Source organism: Curtobacterium sp. AB451, from assembly GCF_050585845.1.
Lineage (GTDB): Bacteria > Actinomycetota > Actinomycetes > Actinomycetales > Microbacteriaceae > Curtobacterium.
In genome coordinates this window covers 645,277-661,813 of sequence record NZ_JBOBQG010000001.1, presented here as the reverse complement: position 1 = coordinate 661,813, position 16,537 = coordinate 645,277, and the positions used below count along the sequence as shown (strand labels likewise).

At 73.6% G+C, this 16,537-nt stretch carries 15 protein-coding genes; 8 read left to right on the top strand and 7 right to left on the bottom strand.

The annotated features are described in order from the left end of the window. Positions 1 to 303: 303 nt before the first annotated feature. Complete coding sequence (locus ACQXVK_RS03055; protein WP_402265210.1) at positions 304 to 1,590, top strand: sodium:proton exchanger; 1,287 nt, start codon at positions 304 to 306, stop codon at positions 1,588 to 1,590. Between the two features lie 432 nt (positions 1,591 to 2,022). Here ACQXVK_RS03055 and ACQXVK_RS03050 read toward each other — a convergent pair whose 3' ends face one another. Beyond that, positions 2,023 to 2,712: a metal-dependent transcriptional regulator gene (locus tag ACQXVK_RS03050; RefSeq protein WP_402265207.1), complete on the bottom strand. Its 690-nt coding sequence runs from the start codon at positions 2,710 to 2,712 to the stop codon at positions 2,023 to 2,025. Between the two features lie 22 nt (positions 2,713 to 2,734). Here ACQXVK_RS03050 and ACQXVK_RS03045 point away from each other — a divergent pair, with 22 nt between their 5' ends. From ACQXVK_RS03045 to ACQXVK_RS03035, 3 genes are all read left to right on the top strand, one after another. Further along, entirely contained in the window at positions 2,735 to 3,619 is an 885-nt protein-coding gene (locus ACQXVK_RS03045; RefSeq protein ID WP_430852638.1) for a lysostaphin resistance A-like protein, read from the top strand. 114 nt (positions 3,620 to 3,733) lie between these two features. Beyond that, positions 3,734 to 5,521 (top strand): phosphatase PAP2 family protein, encoded by a 1,788-nt coding sequence (locus ACQXVK_RS03040; protein ID WP_430852637.1) that lies wholly within the window; start codon positions 3,734 to 3,736, stop codon positions 5,519 to 5,521. Positions 5,522 to 5,580: 59 nt separating this feature from the next. Then, on the top strand, positions 5,581 to 6,456 hold the full coding sequence (locus ACQXVK_RS03035) for a L,D-transpeptidase (protein ID WP_430852636.1): 876 nt from the start codon (positions 5,581 to 5,583) through the stop codon (positions 6,454 to 6,456). A 172-nt stretch (positions 6,457 to 6,628) separates the two neighbouring features. On the opposite strand, the gene ACQXVK_RS03030 is transcribed toward ACQXVK_RS03035, so the two are convergent. Together ACQXVK_RS03030 and ACQXVK_RS03025 are read right to left on the bottom strand one after the other, a co-directional pair. Further along, positions 6,629 to 7,441 (bottom strand): methyltransferase domain-containing protein, encoded by an 813-nt coding sequence (locus ACQXVK_RS03030; protein ID WP_416394061.1) that lies wholly within the window; start codon positions 7,439 to 7,441, stop codon positions 6,629 to 6,631. 2 nt (positions 7,442 to 7,443) lie between these two features. Then, entirely contained in the window at positions 7,444 to 8,241 is a 798-nt protein-coding gene (locus tag ACQXVK_RS03025) for an HAD-IIA family hydrolase (RefSeq protein WP_416394060.1), read from the bottom strand. Between the two features lie 178 nt (positions 8,242 to 8,419). Here ACQXVK_RS03025 and ACQXVK_RS03020 point away from each other — a divergent pair, with 178 nt between their 5' ends. Further along, positions 8,420 to 9,097 (top strand): TetR/AcrR family transcriptional regulator C-terminal domain-containing protein, encoded by a 678-nt coding sequence (locus tag ACQXVK_RS03020; RefSeq protein WP_022906214.1) that lies wholly within the window; start codon positions 8,420 to 8,422, stop codon positions 9,095 to 9,097. Positions 9,098 to 9,125: 28 nt separating this feature from the next. Next, positions 9,126 to 9,761, top strand: a complete 636-nt coding sequence (locus ACQXVK_RS03015) for a TrmH family RNA methyltransferase (RefSeq protein ID WP_430852635.1) — start codon at positions 9,126 to 9,128, stop codon at positions 9,759 to 9,761. A 125-nt stretch (positions 9,762 to 9,886) separates the two neighbouring features. On the opposite strand, the gene ACQXVK_RS03010 is transcribed toward ACQXVK_RS03015, so the two are convergent. Then, on the bottom strand, positions 9,887 to 10,885 hold the full coding sequence (locus ACQXVK_RS03010; protein WP_430852634.1) for a LacI family DNA-binding transcriptional regulator: 999 nt from the start codon (positions 10,883 to 10,885) through the stop codon (positions 9,887 to 9,889). Positions 10,886 to 11,156: 271 nt separating this feature from the next. Between ACQXVK_RS03010 and ACQXVK_RS03005 the strand changes: the two genes are divergently transcribed. Both ACQXVK_RS03005 and ACQXVK_RS03000 read left to right on the top strand, forming a co-directional pair. Further along, positions 11,157 to 12,053 (top strand): DUF559 domain-containing protein, encoded by an 897-nt coding sequence (locus ACQXVK_RS03005; RefSeq protein ID WP_430852632.1) that lies wholly within the window; start codon positions 11,157 to 11,159, stop codon positions 12,051 to 12,053. Between the two features lie 10 nt (positions 12,054 to 12,063). Further along, a complete protein-coding gene (locus tag ACQXVK_RS03000) occupies positions 12,064 to 12,867 on the top strand; it encodes an NAD-dependent epimerase/dehydratase family protein (protein ID WP_430852631.1) in 804 nt (267 codons plus the stop codon). A 170-nt stretch (positions 12,868 to 13,037) separates the two neighbouring features. Here the strand turns inward: ACQXVK_RS03000 and ACQXVK_RS02995 are convergent, their stop codons facing one another. Genes ACQXVK_RS02995 through ACQXVK_RS02985 form a run of 3 tightly spaced genes read right to left on the bottom strand, consistent with a single transcriptional unit; the run spans position 13,038 to position 16,482 of the window. Next, positions 13,038 to 15,107: a YhgE/Pip family protein gene (locus ACQXVK_RS02995; RefSeq protein WP_430852629.1), complete on the bottom strand. Its 2,070-nt coding sequence runs from the start codon at positions 15,105 to 15,107 to the stop codon at positions 13,038 to 13,040. Then, positions 15,104 to 15,820 carry a hypothetical protein gene (locus tag ACQXVK_RS02990; RefSeq protein WP_430852628.1) on the bottom strand — a complete coding sequence of 239 codons (717 nt, stop codon included), beginning with the start codon at positions 15,818 to 15,820 and terminating at the stop codon, positions 15,104 to 15,106. Before ACQXVK_RS02990 ends, ACQXVK_RS02995 begins: the two co-directional genes overlap by 4 nt. Beyond that, positions 15,817 to 16,482 carry a TetR/AcrR family transcriptional regulator gene (locus tag ACQXVK_RS02985; RefSeq protein WP_430852627.1) on the bottom strand — a complete coding sequence of 222 codons (666 nt, stop codon included), beginning with the start codon at positions 16,480 to 16,482 and terminating at the stop codon, positions 15,817 to 15,819. The genes ACQXVK_RS02990 and ACQXVK_RS02985 overlap by 4 nt, the downstream gene beginning before the upstream one ends. Positions 16,483 to 16,537: the final 55 nt, after the last annotated feature.

Sequence of the window (16,537 nt, the reverse complement as noted above, 5' to 3'; positions counted from 1 at the left end):
GTGGCGGGCCCGCCACGCGCCTCCCGGCCGTTCCGGGGCGGGCCGGGGAACACCGGGATTCGGGATGCCGAACAGGCCCGATCGGCTTGCGGACGGGGATCGGAGCGCGCCAAGCTGGTGTGCGAAGGGGAGTAGCTCCCAGCGCGTGCATCGACACACTGGCCATCACGATGATCGGCCCGGTGCACCACCTCCGCCCGTCCCGCACCGGGGCGCACGAGGCGAGCGAGACCTTCGGCCGTTCCGCCATGGCCGAAGCCGCTCGAGTGTGTGCAGCGTCATGGCTCGACCACGAGGACCACCATGTCGACCACCCTCTCTCCCGCGCCGCCCGCCGTCGCACCGCCCCGCATGGGCGCGAGCGCCTGGGGCCGCATCGCGATCTGCATCGCCATCGCCCTGCCGGCGGTCGTCTTCCGCATCGGCGGGTTCGCGCCGAACGCCCTCGTCGACCTGCTCGTGTTCGGCGGCGCCGTCGTGGCCGCGTCGTTCCTGCTCGCCTGGGCCGCCGAGGCCGCCCAGAAGGACATCGCCGGCGCGCTCGCGATCGCGATCCTCGCCCTCATCGCCGTGCTCCCCGAGTACGCGGTCGACCTGTACTACGCGTTCCGTTCCGGGTACGACCCCTCGTACGAGCAGTTCGCCGCCGCGAACATGACCGGGTCGAACCGGTTGCTGCTCGGGTTCGGGTGGCCGCTCGTCGTGATCATCTCGCTGCTCGTGGCGCGCCGGTTCGTCCGGACCGGGTCGCTCCCGGCCTCGGCCACCCGGGTCCTCGAGCTCGAGCGGTCGTCGCGCCTCGACATCGGGTTCCTCGCGCTCCTCGCCCTCGTCGCGTTCCTCATCCCGCTGATGGGCTCGATCCCGATGTGGTTCGGCTTCGTGCTGCTCGCCGCGTTCGTCTGGTACCTCTGGCGGGCCTCGAAGGTCGAGGACGGCGACGACGACGAGGAGCTCGTCGGCATGGCGGGCAACATCGCCTCGATGCCGCAGCGAGCCCGGCGCTGGACGATCGCGGCACTGTTCGTCGTCGCGGCCGCGGTGATCCTGTCCTCGGCGGAGCCCTTCGCCGACGCCCTCGTGCAGTCCGGTAGCGCGCTCGGCATCGACAGCTACTTCCTCGTGCAGTGGCTCGCCCCGCTCGCCACCGAGGCGCCGGAGTTCATCGTCGCCGCGCTCTTCGCGCTCCGCGGCATGGGCGGCGCGGCCATCGGCACGCTCATCGCGTCGAAGGTCAACCAGTGGTCGCTGCTCGTCGGCTCGCTGCCGATCGCGCACGTGCTCGGCGGCGGGACGTCCGGCGGGCTCCCGCTCGACGGCCGGCAGATCGAGGAGTTCATGCTCACCGCGTCGCAGACCGTCCTCGGCGTGGCGATCATCATCGCGCTCCGGTTCCACCGGTGGTCGGCGATCGCGCTCGCGGCGCTGTTCGCGGTGCAGTTCTTCGTGACGGACACGAACGGGCGCTGGGTGCTCAGCATCGTGCACCTCGTCGCGGCGCTCGTCGTGTTCTGGATCAACCGACGCGAGATCTTGCCGACGGTGACGGCACCGTTCCGACGGGCGTCGTCCCCCGTGCTGCGCGGCTGACCCGCGTCGGTCGACCCGCGCGGTCGCCCCGGCGTGGCGCGCGGGGCGGGCGGCGCGGGGCGAGCGGCTCGGCTCGCCGCTCCGTCGAGCGGGCGACATCTGTCCCGTTCGGCGTCGCTGTGTGGCAGATCGTGCCCGTCCGGCGGAGCTGAGCGTCAGGTCGTGCCCGCTCGGCGGAGGTGGGCGGGACGGGGGTTCCGCCGGTCGGGACGGGAGGCGCGGAGCGGGCTGGCAGCGCGCCTCCCGTCCGCCGGTCGGGACGGCCCGTCGAGCGGGCGTGACGCGCCGTCGGCTGTGCGCCGACCGGGCACAATCCGTCACACTCGGCGTCGCTGCGCGGCAGATCGTGCCCACTCGGCGGACGTGAGCGGCGGGTCGTGCGACCGCGGCGCCGCGCGGCGGCGCGGCGGCGCAGCGCGGGCGGGCGGGGCGTCAGTCGGCGTCGGGGGCGAGCCAGATCGCGGAGGCCGCCGCCGCGGGCAGGTCGACGAGGGACTCCTCGCCCGACGGACCCCGGCGGGACACCGCGATCACGCCCGCGTAGTCCCGCACCCGCTCGACCCGCAGGTGTGTCCCCAGCCCGACGCCGAGCTCGTCGAAGTACCGCAGCAACGAGGGGTCGTCGTCGGACACCCGGTCGACGGTGCCGCACGCCCCGGGTTCGATCGCACCGAGCAGGGTGCCGGGGGAGTCCGGCACGGTGCCGTCGGCGCGCGGGATCGGGTCGCCGTGCGGGTCGTGCGTCGGGTGCCCGAGGTCGGCGTCGACCCGATCGAGGAAGGTCTCGGACACCGCGTGCTCGAGCGCCTCGGCCTCGGTGTGGACCTCGTCCCACGAGTAGCCGAGGCGCTGCACCAGGAACGTCTCGATCAGCCGGTGCCGCCGGACCATCGCCACGGCGACCTGCTGGCCGAGCGGGGTGAGGACGACGCCGTAGTACGGGGTGTGCTCGATGAGGCCGTCGCGGTCGAGCTTCCGGAGGTTGCCGGACACCGTCGAGGCGGACACCTTGAGGGCCGCAGCGATGTCGCGGGTGGCCAGGCCCTCCCCGCCGCGCTCGCTCGCCTTCCACACGAGCTTGACGTAGTCCTCCGCCATCGTGGACAGGGAGGGCAAGCGCATGCCCCAATGGTACAAACGGCAGGTGACCGACGACGCCCCCACCCCGAGCCGCCGCTGGCCCGTCCCGCCGTCGCTGCTCATCGGCCTCGCGCCGCTCGTGGTGTTCGCGGCGGTCAGCGCCTGGCGGGCCCGGCCGAGCGACGACTACCCGACCCTCGGACAGACGGTGGACAGCGTGGTGCGGGCCCTCGTCGTCCCCGAGGGCATCGCCGTCGTCGCGCTCTGCCTCGTCGTGACCGGGCTCGGCTGGTGGCGCATCGCGACGGTCGACCTGACGCGCACGCACCTGCGCTGGACCGCGGTCGCGCCGATCCTCGTCGCCGTCGTCTGCGTCGTGCGGCTGCCCCTCGTGGACTGGTCGGCGCTCCCCGTCCGGTACTTCCTGCTGCTCGCCGTGGGGGTGCTGTTCGTCGGGGTGTTCGAGGAGCTGATGACCCGCGGGGTGCTGCTCGTCGGGCTGCGGCGGCGGCTGCCGGAGTTCGGCGTGTGGATCGCTTCGTGCGTGCTGTTCGGGGTGCTGCACCTGCTCAACGCCCTCGCCGGTGCCGGGCTCGGCGCGACGCTGGTGCAGGTCGTGTTCGCGGCGTCCTTCGGTTCGACGCTGTACGTCGCGCGTCGGGTGACCGGGAGCCTGCTCCTCCCGGTGCTGCTGCACGCGTTCTGGGACTTCGGATCGATCGGCCTGTCGGCGACGACGGACGTGCGGGACCCGTCGCAGATCGTCGTCGTCGGCGCGATCGGGCTGTTCTCGTTCGTCGTCCTCGCGTTCGGGGTCGTCGCCGGCGGGGTGGTCGCCTGGCGGGACGACCGGCCGCGCCGCCTGCGGCGCCGGTGGCGGGCGGTCCCGCCCATGGGGGCCGTCGCGGTGCAGGGGGACGAGCCGCGCCTCCCGTCCACGGTCTGGTGACGATGGTCCGCCTGGAGGCGCGGTGCTGCGAGTGCGCACAGGCTGCGGTCCGGTTCACCTCGGCTTGGTGCACCGTTCCCCGCTCGGCCACCACCCGTCCCTAGCGTTCCGCGCATGCACAGATCAGCACTCCGCGGGTTGACGGTCGCCGCCGTCGCGACCGCCCTCGTCGTCGGCTCGCCCCTCGCCGCCACCGCGGCCGGGTACCCGAGCGACACCGACAAGCCCGACCTCGTCTCGCTGCTGAACGGATACGACCAGTACTGGACGTCGAGCGGCACGAACGACCTGCACGGCACCGTGCTCGACCCGGCCACGCTGGCGAAGAACGACCAGCTGACCTCGTGGATCAACCAGCACGCCACGACGGCGCAGCAGCGGAAGGCCCTGCAGGACTCCGAGTACCAGAACGCGACGAACACCGCCTACGACCAGTCGATGACGGTGTCGCAGGGGCTCGGCCCGGCGCTCGAGAAGATCTACGTCGAGGGGCGCATCTCCGGCAAGCTGCCGCTGACCTCGGCGCTGGTGAACTCCTCGAACGGCACCAGCGGCGCCTACGTCAGCACGGGCACCGCGAAGGCGCACTACAGCTACCCCCGGCCCTACCTGCCGGGCACCACCACGGCGACGCTGCCCGCGACCGACGACCAGACCGGCTGCGCACCGTCGAAGGTCAACGCGTCGTCGCTCGCCGCGAACCGGGCGGGCAAGGCGTGGGCCTCGGCGGACGGGACGCTCGACATCACCCGCGTGCCCGCCACCACCGACACGTCGCACGAGTTCTCGCCGAACGACGTCGTCCTCGACGCCGGGTACGGGACCGCCGGCATCTGCACGGGCGGGTCCTTCCCGAGCGGCCACACAACGACGGCGTACCAGGCGGGCATCACCCTCGCCACGCTCGTGCCCGAGCTCGCGCCGGAGCTCCTCGCCCGCGCCTCGGAGGCCGGCAACGACCGCATCGTGCTCGGCGTGCACTACCCGCTCGACATCATGGGCGGGCGCATCGACGGCGAGGCGGCGCTCGCCGCGCGCTGGTCGGACACGCAGTACCGCACCGAGGTCCTCGAGCCCGCGCGGAAGGAGCTCGTGTCGTACCTCGAGCAGCAGTGCGGCGACACGCTCGCGAACTGCATCGCGCACGAGGCAGCCTACTCCGACGACCCGTACGGCGGCGCGGCCATGCCGGGCGGCAGCGCGCAGGTCGTGACCGACCGCGCCTCGGCCGCAGCGGTGTACCGCGAGCGGATGACCTACGGGTTCGCCGCGACCGGGAAGACCGGCCTCGCCCCGTCGGTGCCGACCGGCGCCTCGAACCTGCTCCTGACCGCGTTCCCGACGCTGACCGACGCCCAGCGCACCGCGGTGCTCGCGCAGACCGAGATCGCCTCGGGGTACCCGCTCGACCAGTCCGGCTCGGCTGCGGGCTCGTGGGAGCGGCTCGACCTCGCCGCCGCGACGAGCGCCACGGTCGCGGTCTCGGCCGACGGCACCGCGACGGTCCTCGCCACCGGCGGCACCGCCCACGTCGTGACCGGCGTGCTGACCGCGCCGCAGGGGACGACGGTCGCCGCGGGCGGATCCCTCGCCCTGGCCGGCACCGGGTTCACCGCGGGCGCCTCGCTGCGCATCGTGCTGCACTCCGACCCGGTCACGGTCGGCACGTTCACCGTCGCGGCGGACGGCACGGTGTCCGGCAGCGTGCGGATCCCCGCCGGCACCCCCGCGGGCGCCCACACGATCGACGCCGTCGACGCCTCCGGAGCCTCGACGCTCGTGGCACCGCTCGCGATCACCGTGACGCCCGCGGCCGGCGGCACGGGCACCGGCGGATCCGGCACCGGCGGCTCGACCGTCGACCCCGGTACCGGTGTCCACCTGCCGGTCGTCTCCGGCTGACCCACCCCTGACCGGCCGGCGCCCCGTGCGCCGGCCGGTCGTCCCCCCTCGGAGTCCCCATGCGCAAGCGCACCCTCTGGGCCGGCGCCTCGGTCGTCGGCGCCCTGGTCGTCGCCGGAGCCGTCGCCGTCCCGCTCGTCGTCGGCTCGCCGTCGGCCGAGTCGGCACCGACGCAGGGCACCACCGTCTCGACGCCCACCCCGTCGGCGGCGCCACCCGTGCCGCACGTCGGGGCGGCGGCGCTCGCCGCGCTGCCCGAGGCGCAGTACTCGGCGGTCATCGGCGGTCTCATGCCGTTCGACCGGACCGTCACCGCCGACACCGTCTTCCGACTCCGCGGCGACGCACCCCTGTTCGGTGCCGCGCGGACCACGCCCGTCGCGCGGTTCGCCGCCACGGACTTCCTCCGGCAGCCCACGACGGTCGTCGGGCTCGAGCGCGACGGTGACTGGGAGCGCGTCCTCACCCCCGCGCGGCAGGAGCTGCCGTCGGCGGCCGGGGGCACGGCCGCGGCACAGACCTCGGCGTGGGTCCCGGTGGCGTCCCTCCGGGAGGTGTCGATCCCGACCCGGCGCGTCGTCATCTCGACGACGGACCAGTCGGTGTCGATCGTCGACGCGGCAGGGCACGTCGACCAGCGCTTCGATGCCGGTGTCGGCACGGCGGACACCCCGACGCCGACTGGCGTGACCGGCTACCTCGAGCAGCGGTACGTCGACCCGGCGCAGGGGACCGGCGACCATCCGATCCAGCTGACCTCGTTGCACTCGAGCGCGGCCGACGAGCCGTACGGCGGGCACGACGGTGGGCTGATCGGGCTGCACTGGAACGCGACGACCTCGGGGGCGGTGTCGCACGGGTGCGTCCGGCTCGACGCCGAGGCGGTGGCCGCGGTGGACGCGCTGCCGCTCGGCACCCTCGTCACGGTCGAGTAGCGGGCGGAGCGGCGGCGGCGACGACCGCCGGAGGCTCGACCGGAGGTTGCGATCGCGGGCTGACCGTCCTGGTTCCGAGGACCCGGGATGCGCGAACCAGAACGGTCACGCCGCCGCGAGATCCTCGTTCCGGGCCGAGCCGGGCCGGGCCGGGCCGGGCCGGGCCGGGGCTTCAGGGCTTGCGGCCGACGGCGAACACCCGCCGGAACGGGTACACCGTGCCGTGCACGCCAGCCGGGTAGGCCGACCGGAGCGCCGCGGCGTACTCGGCCTCGAACGCGGAGGTCGTCGCGCCGGTCGGGTCCGCCGCGTCGAGCGCCTGCAGCGCCGGACGGAGCCCGGTGCCACGGACCCAGTCCAGTACCGGGTCGACGCCCGTCAGGAGCTGGGCGTAGGTGGTCTCCCAGGCGCGGGACTCGAACCCGGCGTCGAGCAGGATGCCGAGGTACCCCGCCGGGTCGAGCACCGGCTCGGAGCGCAGGACCCCGTCGAGCGCGGACGCCCACGGCCCCGAGGCCGCGACGGACCGCATGAGCGCGTGCGACGGCGACCCGAAGTTGCCCGGCACCTGCATCGCGAACCACGAACCGGACGGCATCGCGTCGAGCCACGTCGGCAGCAGGGACACGTGGGACGGCACCCACTGCAGTGCCGCGTTCGTCACGACCACGTCGTCGGTGGGGCCCGGCGTCCAGTCCTCGATCGCACCGAGCGCGAACGACAGGTTCGGCACGTCCGCCAGGGCCGGGTCGGCCGCAGCCGACGCGAGCATCTCCGCCGAGCTGTCGATCCCGACCACCGTCGACCGACGCCACCGCGCTGCCAGCGTGGCGGTGAGGGCCCCGGGACCGCAGCCGAGGTCGACGACGCGACGTGGCGCCTCCTGGCCGGCACCCGACGGCCACGCGACCTGCGCGAGGAGGTCGTGGAACGGCCGCGCGCGGTCGTCCGCGAAGGCGGCGTACCGTGCGGGGTCCCAGCGCATCGTCAGATCTCGACCTCGAAGGGTTCGGTGCGGACGAGTTCGTGCACGCCCGAGATGACCTCGCTCGGCCGGAACGGGTACTTCTCGATCTCGGCCTGGTCGCTGATCCCGGTCATGACGAGCACGGTGTGGAGTCCGGCCTCGATGCCGGCCTGCACGTCGGTGTCCATCCGGTCGCCGATCATGCCGGTGTTCTCGGAGTGCGCACCGATCCGGTTCATCGCCGACCGGAACATCATCGGGTTCGGCTTGCCGACCACGTAGGGCTGCTTGCCGGTGGCCTTCTCGATCATCGCCGCGATGGCGCCGGTCGCGGGGAGGACCCCCTCGGCGCTCGGACCGGTCGCGTCGGGGTTGGTGACGATGAACCGGGCGCCGTCGCGGATGAGCCGGACGGCCTTGGTGATCGCCTCGAACGAGTAGTTGCGGGTCTCGCCGACGACCACGTAGTCCGGAGCGGTCTCGGTCATGATGAATCCGGCCTCGTGCAGGGCGGTGGTCATGCCGGCCTCGCCGATGACGAACGCCGAGCCGCCGGGCATCTGGGACCGGCAGAAGTCGGCGGTCGCGAGGGCCGAGGTCCAGATGCGGTCCTCGGGGACGTCGATGCCGGAGCCGCGCAGCCGGGCGCTGAGGTCGCGCGGCGTGAAGATCGAGTTGTTCGTCAGGACGAGGAACTCGGTGCCCTGGTCCTGCCACTGCTGGAGGAGCTCGGGAGCGCCGGGGAGCGCCTGGTTCTCGTGCACGAGCACGCCGTCCATGTCGGTCAGCCAGCACTCGACCTCGTCGCGGGATGCCATGCCCTCACCCTAGTGCGCGCCCGTGACGGCCCGGCTCGGTGCCGGCTCGGAGAAGGCCGGGAGGAACGGATCGGCCCTTGCGGGCAGGCCGCGGACCCGGGATGGTCGAGACACCGAACAGCGGTCGGCTTTGCCCTAGGCTTTTCGGGACACGTACTGGAACCAAGGAGGCAGCACCGTGCTCGTCGAACCCGGAACCCCGACCGCTCCACCTCGGCCCGCCTCGGCGCCGGAGCAGGCCGAGGTGACCCCGCGACGACGCCGTGGCCGCCCCAACGTGCTCAGCCGCGAGCAGGTGATCGACGCCGCGACCGCCATCGCGAACGAGGACGGGCTCGACCGGCTCTCCTTCCGTGCGCTCGGCGTCCGCCTGGGCGTCGCGCCGATGACCGTGCACCGGACCATCGGCGGCCTGGACGACCTGCACGCCGAACTCGTGCGCCGCACGGTCGACGAGTTCACCGCCACGTTCGTCTGGCCGGACGAGTGGCACGCGGTCGTGCGGACCTTCGCCACGACCTTCCGCGACCTCATGCTCACCCACCCCCTCGTGCTCGAGTCGCACAGCCGTCGCGGGGCCTTGGTCTCGACGGAGTCCGACGCCGTCGTGGCGAAGGTCGTCGGCGCGCTGCGGTCCGCCGGCCTGCCCGACGCCGAGGCGATGTACGCGTTCTTCGTCGTCTACGACTTCGTGGTCGGGCACACGGGCGTGCAGGTCGGACGGGGTTCGGCCGCGGCCGGGCGTCCGGAGCGGCACGCGCTCGTGGCGGAGATCCTCGGTTCGCACTCGTACGAGGAGCGGTTCTCCCTCGGGCTCGACGTCCTCATCGCGGGGATCGAGGCCCGCGTCCGCTGACGTCCACGACCGGCTCTACGCTGGGGACGTGACCGCCGTCCCCGAACCGTCCCACGAGTGGACGACGCACGGGGTGGGGCCACACCCGGAACCCTGGCCGGACGACCCGCGGCTCGACCCGGAGCTCCTCGCGACCGGAGACACCCGCAACGTCGTCGACCGCTACCGGTACTGGTCGATGGACGCGATCGTCGCCGACCTCGACACCCGCCGGCACGCGTTCGACGTCGCCATCGAGAACTGGCAGCACGACCTCAACATCGGGTCGATCGTGCGGAGCGCCAACGCCTTCCTCGCCGGGACGGTGCACATCGTCGGACGTCGGCGCTGGAACAAGCGCGGCGCGATGGTGACGGACCGGTACCAGCACGTCCGGTACCACCCCGACGTCGCTGCCTTCCTCGAGGCCATGCGCGCCGAGGGCCGTCCGGTGATCGCGATCGACAACACCCCCGGGGCGTCCCGCATCGAGACGGCGCCGATCCCGGAGCGGTGCGTGTTCCTGTTCGGCCAGGAGGGCCCCGGGCTGACCGACGAGGCCGTCGCCGGCGCGGACGGACACCTCGAGATCGCGCAGTTCGGGTCGACGCGGAGCATCAACGCCTCGGCGGCCGCGGCCATCGTGATGCACAGCTGGGTGGTCCAGCACGCCGAGCTCCCCTGACGGCGGCGTCGCCGGGCCGGACCGCGGGCGTCGCCGGGCCGGACCGCGGGTGTCGCCGGACCGCGCCGCCCGCGTGGCGGGTCCGGCGGTGCGGGGACGAGCCGCGCCTCCCGTCCGCCTGCGCGTCAGCGCGCCGCGGTCGTCCGCCGCGCGACGAGCCGCGGCTCCACGAGCACCTCGGTCGCCGCCGTGCTCGGGTCGGCGATCCGGGCGAGGAGTCGTTCGCCCGCGCCGCGCCCGATCTCGACGCTGCGGTCGTCGATGCTGGTCAACCCGACGTACCGCGTCGCCGCGAGCGGGGTGTCGTCGTAGCCCATGACCGACACGTCCTCGGGGACGCGCAGCCCGCGCTCGGCGAGCTCGGACAGGGCACCGAGGGCCATCACGTCGTTCGCGGCGAACACCGCCGTGACGTCGGGGTGCGCGTCGAGCAGCTGCGCGACCGCGCGGGAACCGGCCTCCTCGGTGGGCTCGCCGGGGAGCACGACCGTGGCGACCTCGGCGCGGCCGTCGACCCCGGCCCTGAAGCCGATCCGCCGCTCGTCGGACGCGGCCGACGAGGCACCGATGAACCCGAGCCGAGCGTGCCCGAGGGCGAGCAGGTGCTCCGCGGCCATCGCCCCGCCCGCGCGGTCGTCGTTCGCCACGGTGTCCGCACGGGGGATCGCGACGCGGCCGCCGGCGATGACGAGGGGTGTGGAGGCCGGGACGGCCAGGTCGGTGTCGGGCTCACCGGCGATCACGAGCCCCTCGACGCGCATCGACAGGAAGCCCTCGACGGGCGAGGCGTCGAGCCCGGTGTTGAGGAACCGGTCGGCGACGACGAGGCGGTGGCCCTGGTCCTGCAGCGACTCGCGGAGGCCGGTCAGCAGGTCCACGAACCACTGGTTCCGGAAGTCGTCGAGCACGACGCCGATCGTCCGGGAGCGTGTGCCGGCCAGTGAGACCGCGGCCGTGGAGGGACGGTAGTCGAGCTCCTGGATCGCCTTCAGCACGGCGTCGCGGCGCTGCTGGCTCACCCGGGGGGAGCGCTGCAGCACGAGCGAGACGAGGGACTTCGAGACCCCGGCGCGCGCGGCGACGTCGTAGATGGTCGCGGGTTTGCCGGCTCCCATGATCTGCATCGACCTCCGTGGCTCTCCCGTCGATGGTAGCGGGGGCCGGCGGGCGCACGCTCGGGGCGGCGCGCGCGGCGCGCGCGGCCCTGGGCCGCTGGGCCGCTGGGCCGCTGGGCCGCTTCGTGAGCAGAAACGGTCGGGTGCGTGGTCCCGACCCGACATCTCCTGCTCACGATCTGCGCGTGGTCACTCCTCCACACGGGAGGCGCGGTGCGAGTTCTGCACGAGTGCTTCCGGTCGGGGGTGGTGCGGGAGCACGGGGCGCGAGCATGACCGCATGCGACCACGACCGCTTCCGCCCGCGCTCCGCAACCGCGCGTTCGACGTGCACGCCGCGGACCGCGCAGGAGTCTCCCGACAGCGACTCCGTCGGAGCGATCTCGTCCGGCCCACCCGGTCGATCCGGTGGCCCCGCGATCGCCCACCCGACGCCGTCCAGCGGATCCGAGCCCTCCGGCCGGTCCTGCTGCCCGGACAGTTCATCAGCCACGTCTCCGCCGCCGTGCTCTGGGGGCTGCCCGTCCCGGTCGACGACGGCGCGCCGGTGCACGTCACGAGTCCGATCCCGACCGCCCAACCGCGTCGCACGGGTGTGGTCGGACACCGGATCACGCCCGACCGAGCGGACGTCGTCGAGCGGTGGGGCATGCCCGCGAGCACTCCCGCAGCGCTGTGGGTCGACTGCGGCGCGATGCTGACGATCGACGAGCTCATCGTGCTCGGCGACGCGATCGTGACCGAGCCACGGTGCCGCACGACGATCGACGACCTCCGGAGCGCACTCGTCCGGGCCGGAGCCCGAGCAGGTGTCCGGAAGCTGCGGACGGCGATCGAGCTGGTCCGGGTCGGTGCCGGTTCGCCCCAGGAGACGCGGGCACGGCTCGCGATCGTCCGCGCGGGCCTTCCCGAACCGGAACTGCAGGTCGAGGTCCGAGACGAGGCAGGGTCCTTCATCGGCCGGGTCGACATGGCCTACCCGCGGCACCGCGTCCTGATCGAGTACGAGGGCGACCACCACCGCACGGATGCCGCGCAGTGGGCCAGCGACCTCCGTCGCTACCGTGAGGTCGAGCGCCTCGGCTGGGTCGTCGTCCGGTGGTCGCGCTCGGACCTCACGCGGTACCTCGGCGAGGCCATCGGACACCTGCGGTCGGTGCTCACGCGCCGGGGGTAGCGTCCGGGCAATGGCGACGCTGCTCATCACCGGGGCCGCCGGACGCATCGGCGCTGCGCTCCGGCCGCGACTCCTCGCGGCCGGTCACGACCTCGTGCTGTTCGACGAGCGCACCCCGGACGGCCCACCGACCGGTGGTGAGCGGTTCGTGCCCGGGTCCGTGCACGACGCCGATGCCCTCGACGACGCATTGATCGGCGTCGACACCGTCGTCCACCTGGCGGGCATCCCGACCGAGGCCGCGTGGGACGACCTCGTCGCGGCGAACCTCACCGGGACGAAGAACGTGCTCGAGCGAGCGGCCGCGGCCGGGGTCCTCCGGGTGGTCCAGGCGAGCTCGATCCACGCCGTCGGCCGAGTGCCCGAGCCGCTCGACGAACCGGGGAGCGTGCCCGGAGACCGGCTGCCCCGGCCGGACACCTACTACGGCGTGACGAAGGCCGGGATGGAACTCCTCGGCAGTCTCTTCGCCGATCGGTTCGGGATGTCGATCGTCTCGGCGCGCATCGGGGCGTTCGGCGAGCAGCCGTCGTCCGGTCGTGCGCTCCTGATGTGGAGCTCGCCGGACGACCTGGTGCGGTTGGTGCTGGCGACGGTCGCGCTCCGTGACCCCGGGCACCACGTCGTGTGGGCGCTGTCCCGGAACACCGGCTCCCCGGCCGACCTCACCGCGGGGGAGCGGATCGGCTTCGTCCCGGTCGACGACGCCTCGGGCGTGCTCGACCCCGACGCCCGTGCTGCCCTGCCCGCCGAGGACCTCCGCTACCTCGGTGGCGACATGGTCGGGCTGCCGCTCGGGCGAAGCACTTCGTGAGCAGCAATGGTCGGGCTGCCGCTCGGGCGAAGCACTTCGTGAGCAGCAATGGTCGGGTTCCCTGAGGTCACCCGACCATTTCTGCTCACGAAGCCGCGCGACGCCCAGCGGCGCCCAGCGCCCCGCCCGGCGCCCGCCCGGCGCCCGCCCGGCGCCCGCCCGGCGCCCCGCTACCCGATCAGGCTCGGGCGCAGGTCGCGCAGCGTCCGCGAGCGCGTCTGCCGTGCGGTGACGACGAACGACACGAGCAGCGCGCCGAGCAGCCAGCACGCGAGGATGCCCGCGTCGGACCACGCCGCCCCGAGGCTCCCGCCGTACATCGTCTGCCGGATCGCGTCGACCGAGTACGTCATCGGCAGCGCGAAGTGCAGCGCCGCCAACGGCCCCGGCAGCGTCTGCCACGGGAACGTCCCACCCGCGGTCACGAGCTGCACGAGCATGAGCACCAGGCCGAGGAACTGGCCCACCGAGCCGAGCAGCACGTTGAGCGCCATGATGATCGCCGCGAACGTCGCCGATGCCAGCACCATGACCCCGATCGTCGCCCCGGCGTGCACGACGTTCAGGTCGAGGGCGAACCGGACGATGCAGAACAGCGCCACCATCTGCACGAGGCCGAGCAGTGCCGGCGTCAGCCACCCGCCGAACACCACCGCGAGGGGCTTCCGCACCGCGGTGATCGCCCGCTTCGAGATCGGCTTGAGGATGAGGAACAGCGCGTACATGCCGATCCAGGCCGCGAGGGAGATGAAGAACGGCGCGAGGCCGGCTCCGTAGTTGTCGGCAGCGGCGACGTTGTCGTCCCCGACCTTGACCGGGTCCGAGATCACCGACGCCTGGTCCTCGCGCTGTGAGGCGTTCGAGGCCGGGATCTTCGTGCGGCCCTCGTCGAGCTTCGAGGCGAGCTCGGACGAGCCGTCCCGCAGTGAAACGAGCCCGGAGGCCAGCGACTCCGCGCCGTCGTCGGCCGAGGAAGCACCGGACGCCAGCGACGCCGCGCCGGACGACAGCGTGGGCGCCGCCGACGCGAGCTGGGAGGTGCCAGACGCCACCTGCGACGAGCCCGACGCCAACCGTGACGCACCGTCCGCCGCCGAGGAGACCCCGTTCGCCAGGGTCGGTGCCGCCTCGGCGAGCGCGGCGGTGCCGGCCGCGACCTTGGCGGACCCGTCGCGCAGCTGGTCGACGCCCTCGAGCGCGGCCTTGGCCTTCGCGAGGTCGGCCTTCGTCTTCTCGTCTCCGAGCTGCGTCTCGACAGTGGAGGTGATGACCGCCTGCACCTCCGGCGTCAGTTCCACCCCACGGTCTGCGGCGGCCTTCGTGATCGCCGCCGTCACGGTGTCGGGGGAGAGGCCGCTCAGCGCGTCGAGCGCCGGATCGGTCTGGTCGGCCAGTGCCTTGTTGCCGGCCGCGACCTGCTGCGCACCCGCGTTCAGCTGCGCGGTCTGCGCGGGCAGCGACGCGGTCTGCTGCTTCGCCGTCTGCAGCCCCGAGGAGAGCGTCGCCGCCCCGGAGGCGACCTGCTGGGCGCCCTGGTCGAGCGCAGCGGTCTGCGACGGCAGCGCGGCGGTCCCGTCCGCGAGCGTCGCCGCGCCCGAGGCGAGTTTGCCGGTGCCGTCCGCGAGCGTGGCCGCGCCCGACGCGGCGGACTTCGCGCCCGAGGCGAGCTGCCCCGCGCCGTCGACGGCGTCGCCCAGGCTGTCGCGCACGTCCGCGAGGCCGACGAGCAGGGTCTTCGCCGCCTGCTTGCCGACGCGTTCGGCGACGGCGGTGCGCATGGTCTTGCCGGCCTGCTCGGCGATCGTGGACGCCAGGTAGGAGTTCGTGTCCGCCGTCGTCATCACGAGCTCGGCACGCTTCGGGTCGTCGGACTGTGCGGAGACGAGGGACTCCGAGAAGTCGTGCGGGATCGTCACGACGAAGTCGTACGTGCCGTTCCGGACGCCGGAGCGCGCGTCGGCCGCGGTCGTCTCCGTCCACTTGAAGTCGGCGCCGTCGATGGCCTCCTTCGTGACGTCCTTGCCGTAGTCGACCCGGTCGCCGTCGAGCGTCGCGCCGGCGTCCTGGTCGACGATGGCCGCCGGCACCTGGTCGAGCTTCGCGTACGGGTCGCGGTTCGCCCAGAGGTAGGCGCCGCCGTACAGCAGCGGCACGACCATGAGCGCGATGAACGCGAGTCGTGCGAGCGGGGTCGCGGTGAGTCGCGCCAGTTCGGCGCGGACGAGCGAGGTGGTGGTCACGCGGTCGCCTCCGTGGGCAGGTGGTCGGTCTCGGACTGGAGGCGCGGGTCGTCTCCGTCGGGTCGGGCCACGTCCTCGGGGTCCTCGGTCTGGGTGGTGTCGAGCGGCTCGATCGTGTCGAGCAGGTGTTCGACGGTCGCGGCTGCGGCCTTGGAGGTCACGAGCAGGACGGTCACACCGCGGCGGGCGACGTCGCGCACGACCGCGAACCACCCCTCCACGGCGCCGCCGTGCCGCTCGGGCGAGGTGACCACGAGCCCGGTCACGCCGTCCCGCAGCAGGGCGAGTTCGGCGAGCAGTCGGACCCGCACGTCGGTGGGGACGCGCTGCACCGGGGTGTCGGCGTGTTCCCGCAGCCCGAGTTCGTCGAGCACGGTGTCGACGTGTTCGCGGGAGGGTCGCTGCCCGGCGAACGCGAGCTCCTCGCGCACGACGCGCTTGACGGTCAGGACGGGGAAGGGTTCGGCGACGCCGGGGGTGTCGACGAGGGCGAAGGTGCGGCGTACCGCGGCGGCGTCGTCGTGCCCGTCGAGCAGGACCCGACCGGTCTCCGGACGCATGCGACCGCCGGCGACGAGCGAGGCGAGCACCGGTGCCTGTTCGGTCTCGACGGCGACGACGCCCGGACGGCCGGGTGCGGCGACGGCGGAGACGACGGGCAGTGCGGCACCGGGCTCCTCGCCGATGCCGACGTGGTCGAGTTCGAGGGTCATGCGCGGTCCTTCTCTGGGGAGGCCTTCGTGGTGGTCGCGGCCGCGGCGGGCTCGGACAGCGACGCCGTGCGCCAGTCGATGCCCGCCATCCCGAGCGCGGAGAGGACGACCATGCGGCGTCCGTCCTCGTCGGAGGTGCCGGAGCGGGTGGCCTCGTCGAGCACGGCGATGCACGCGCCCTCGACGAGCCGGCCGAGGGTGGCCGGGTCGACGTCGTCGCGCATGGTGCCGTCGGCGATCCCGAGGGCACAGGCGTCGCGGACCTGGGCGCGCAGCGGTGCGAAGACCTCGGCCACGGACTCGCTGAACGGGCTGCGGATCGCGACCCGGGCCATCGACCGGACGTGGGACACCTCGGACCAGAGCGTCACCGCGATGGCGGCGAGCCGGGCGGCCGGGGGGAGTGCCTCGAGGTCGGCGGCGGTGGGCATCGCGCCGGCGACCCGCGCGGCCCCGGCCGTGACGACCTCGCGCACGAGGTCGTCCCGCGACGGGAAGTGTCCGTAGACCGCACGTCGCGAGAGTCCGGCGGCGGACGCGATGGTCTCGAGCGGGACGTCCGGATCGGCCTGCAGCGCGGTCTTGGCCGCCTCGATCAGGGCGGCCCGGTTCTCGGTCGCGTCCCTGCGGGGGGCGCGGACGGACTGGTCGGGAGTGGTCACGAGCACCATCGTAATAACGTGCACACGTGTGTGCAAGTTATTCGATCCGACACCC

Coding starts and splice junctions, on each gene's coding strand:
- ACQXVK_RS03055 (WP_402265210.1), top strand. CDS start 304: ATGTCGACCACCCTCTCTCCCGCGCCGCCCGCCGTCGCACCGCCCCGC.
- ACQXVK_RS03050 (WP_402265207.1), bottom strand. CDS start 2,712: ATGCGCTTGCCCTCCCTGTCCACGATGGCGGAGGACTACGTCAAGCTC.
- ACQXVK_RS03040 (WP_430852637.1), top strand. CDS start 3,734: ATGCACAGATCAGCACTCCGCGGGTTGACGGTCGCCGCCGTCGCGACC.
- ACQXVK_RS03035 (WP_430852636.1), top strand. CDS start 5,581: ATGCGCAAGCGCACCCTCTGGGCCGGCGCCTCGGTCGTCGGCGCCCTG.
- ACQXVK_RS03030 (WP_416394061.1), bottom strand. CDS start 7,441: ATGCGCTGGGACCCCGCACGGTACGCCGCCTTCGCGGACGACCGCGCG.
- ACQXVK_RS03025 (WP_416394060.1), bottom strand. CDS start 8,241: ATGGCATCCCGCGACGAGGTCGAGTGCTGGCTGACCGACATGGACGGC.
- ACQXVK_RS03010 (WP_430852634.1), bottom strand. CDS start 10,885: ATGCAGATCATGGGAGCCGGCAAACCCGCGACCATCTACGACGTCGCC.
- ACQXVK_RS03005 (WP_430852632.1), top strand. CDS start 11,157: ATGCGACCACGACCGCTTCCGCCCGCGCTCCGCAACCGCGCGTTCGAC.
- ACQXVK_RS03000 (WP_430852631.1), top strand. CDS start 12,064: ATGGCGACGCTGCTCATCACCGGGGCCGCCGGACGCATCGGCGCTGCG.
- ACQXVK_RS02990 (WP_430852628.1), bottom strand. CDS start 15,820: ATGACCCTCGAACTCGACCACGTCGGCATCGGCGAGGAGCCCGGTGCC.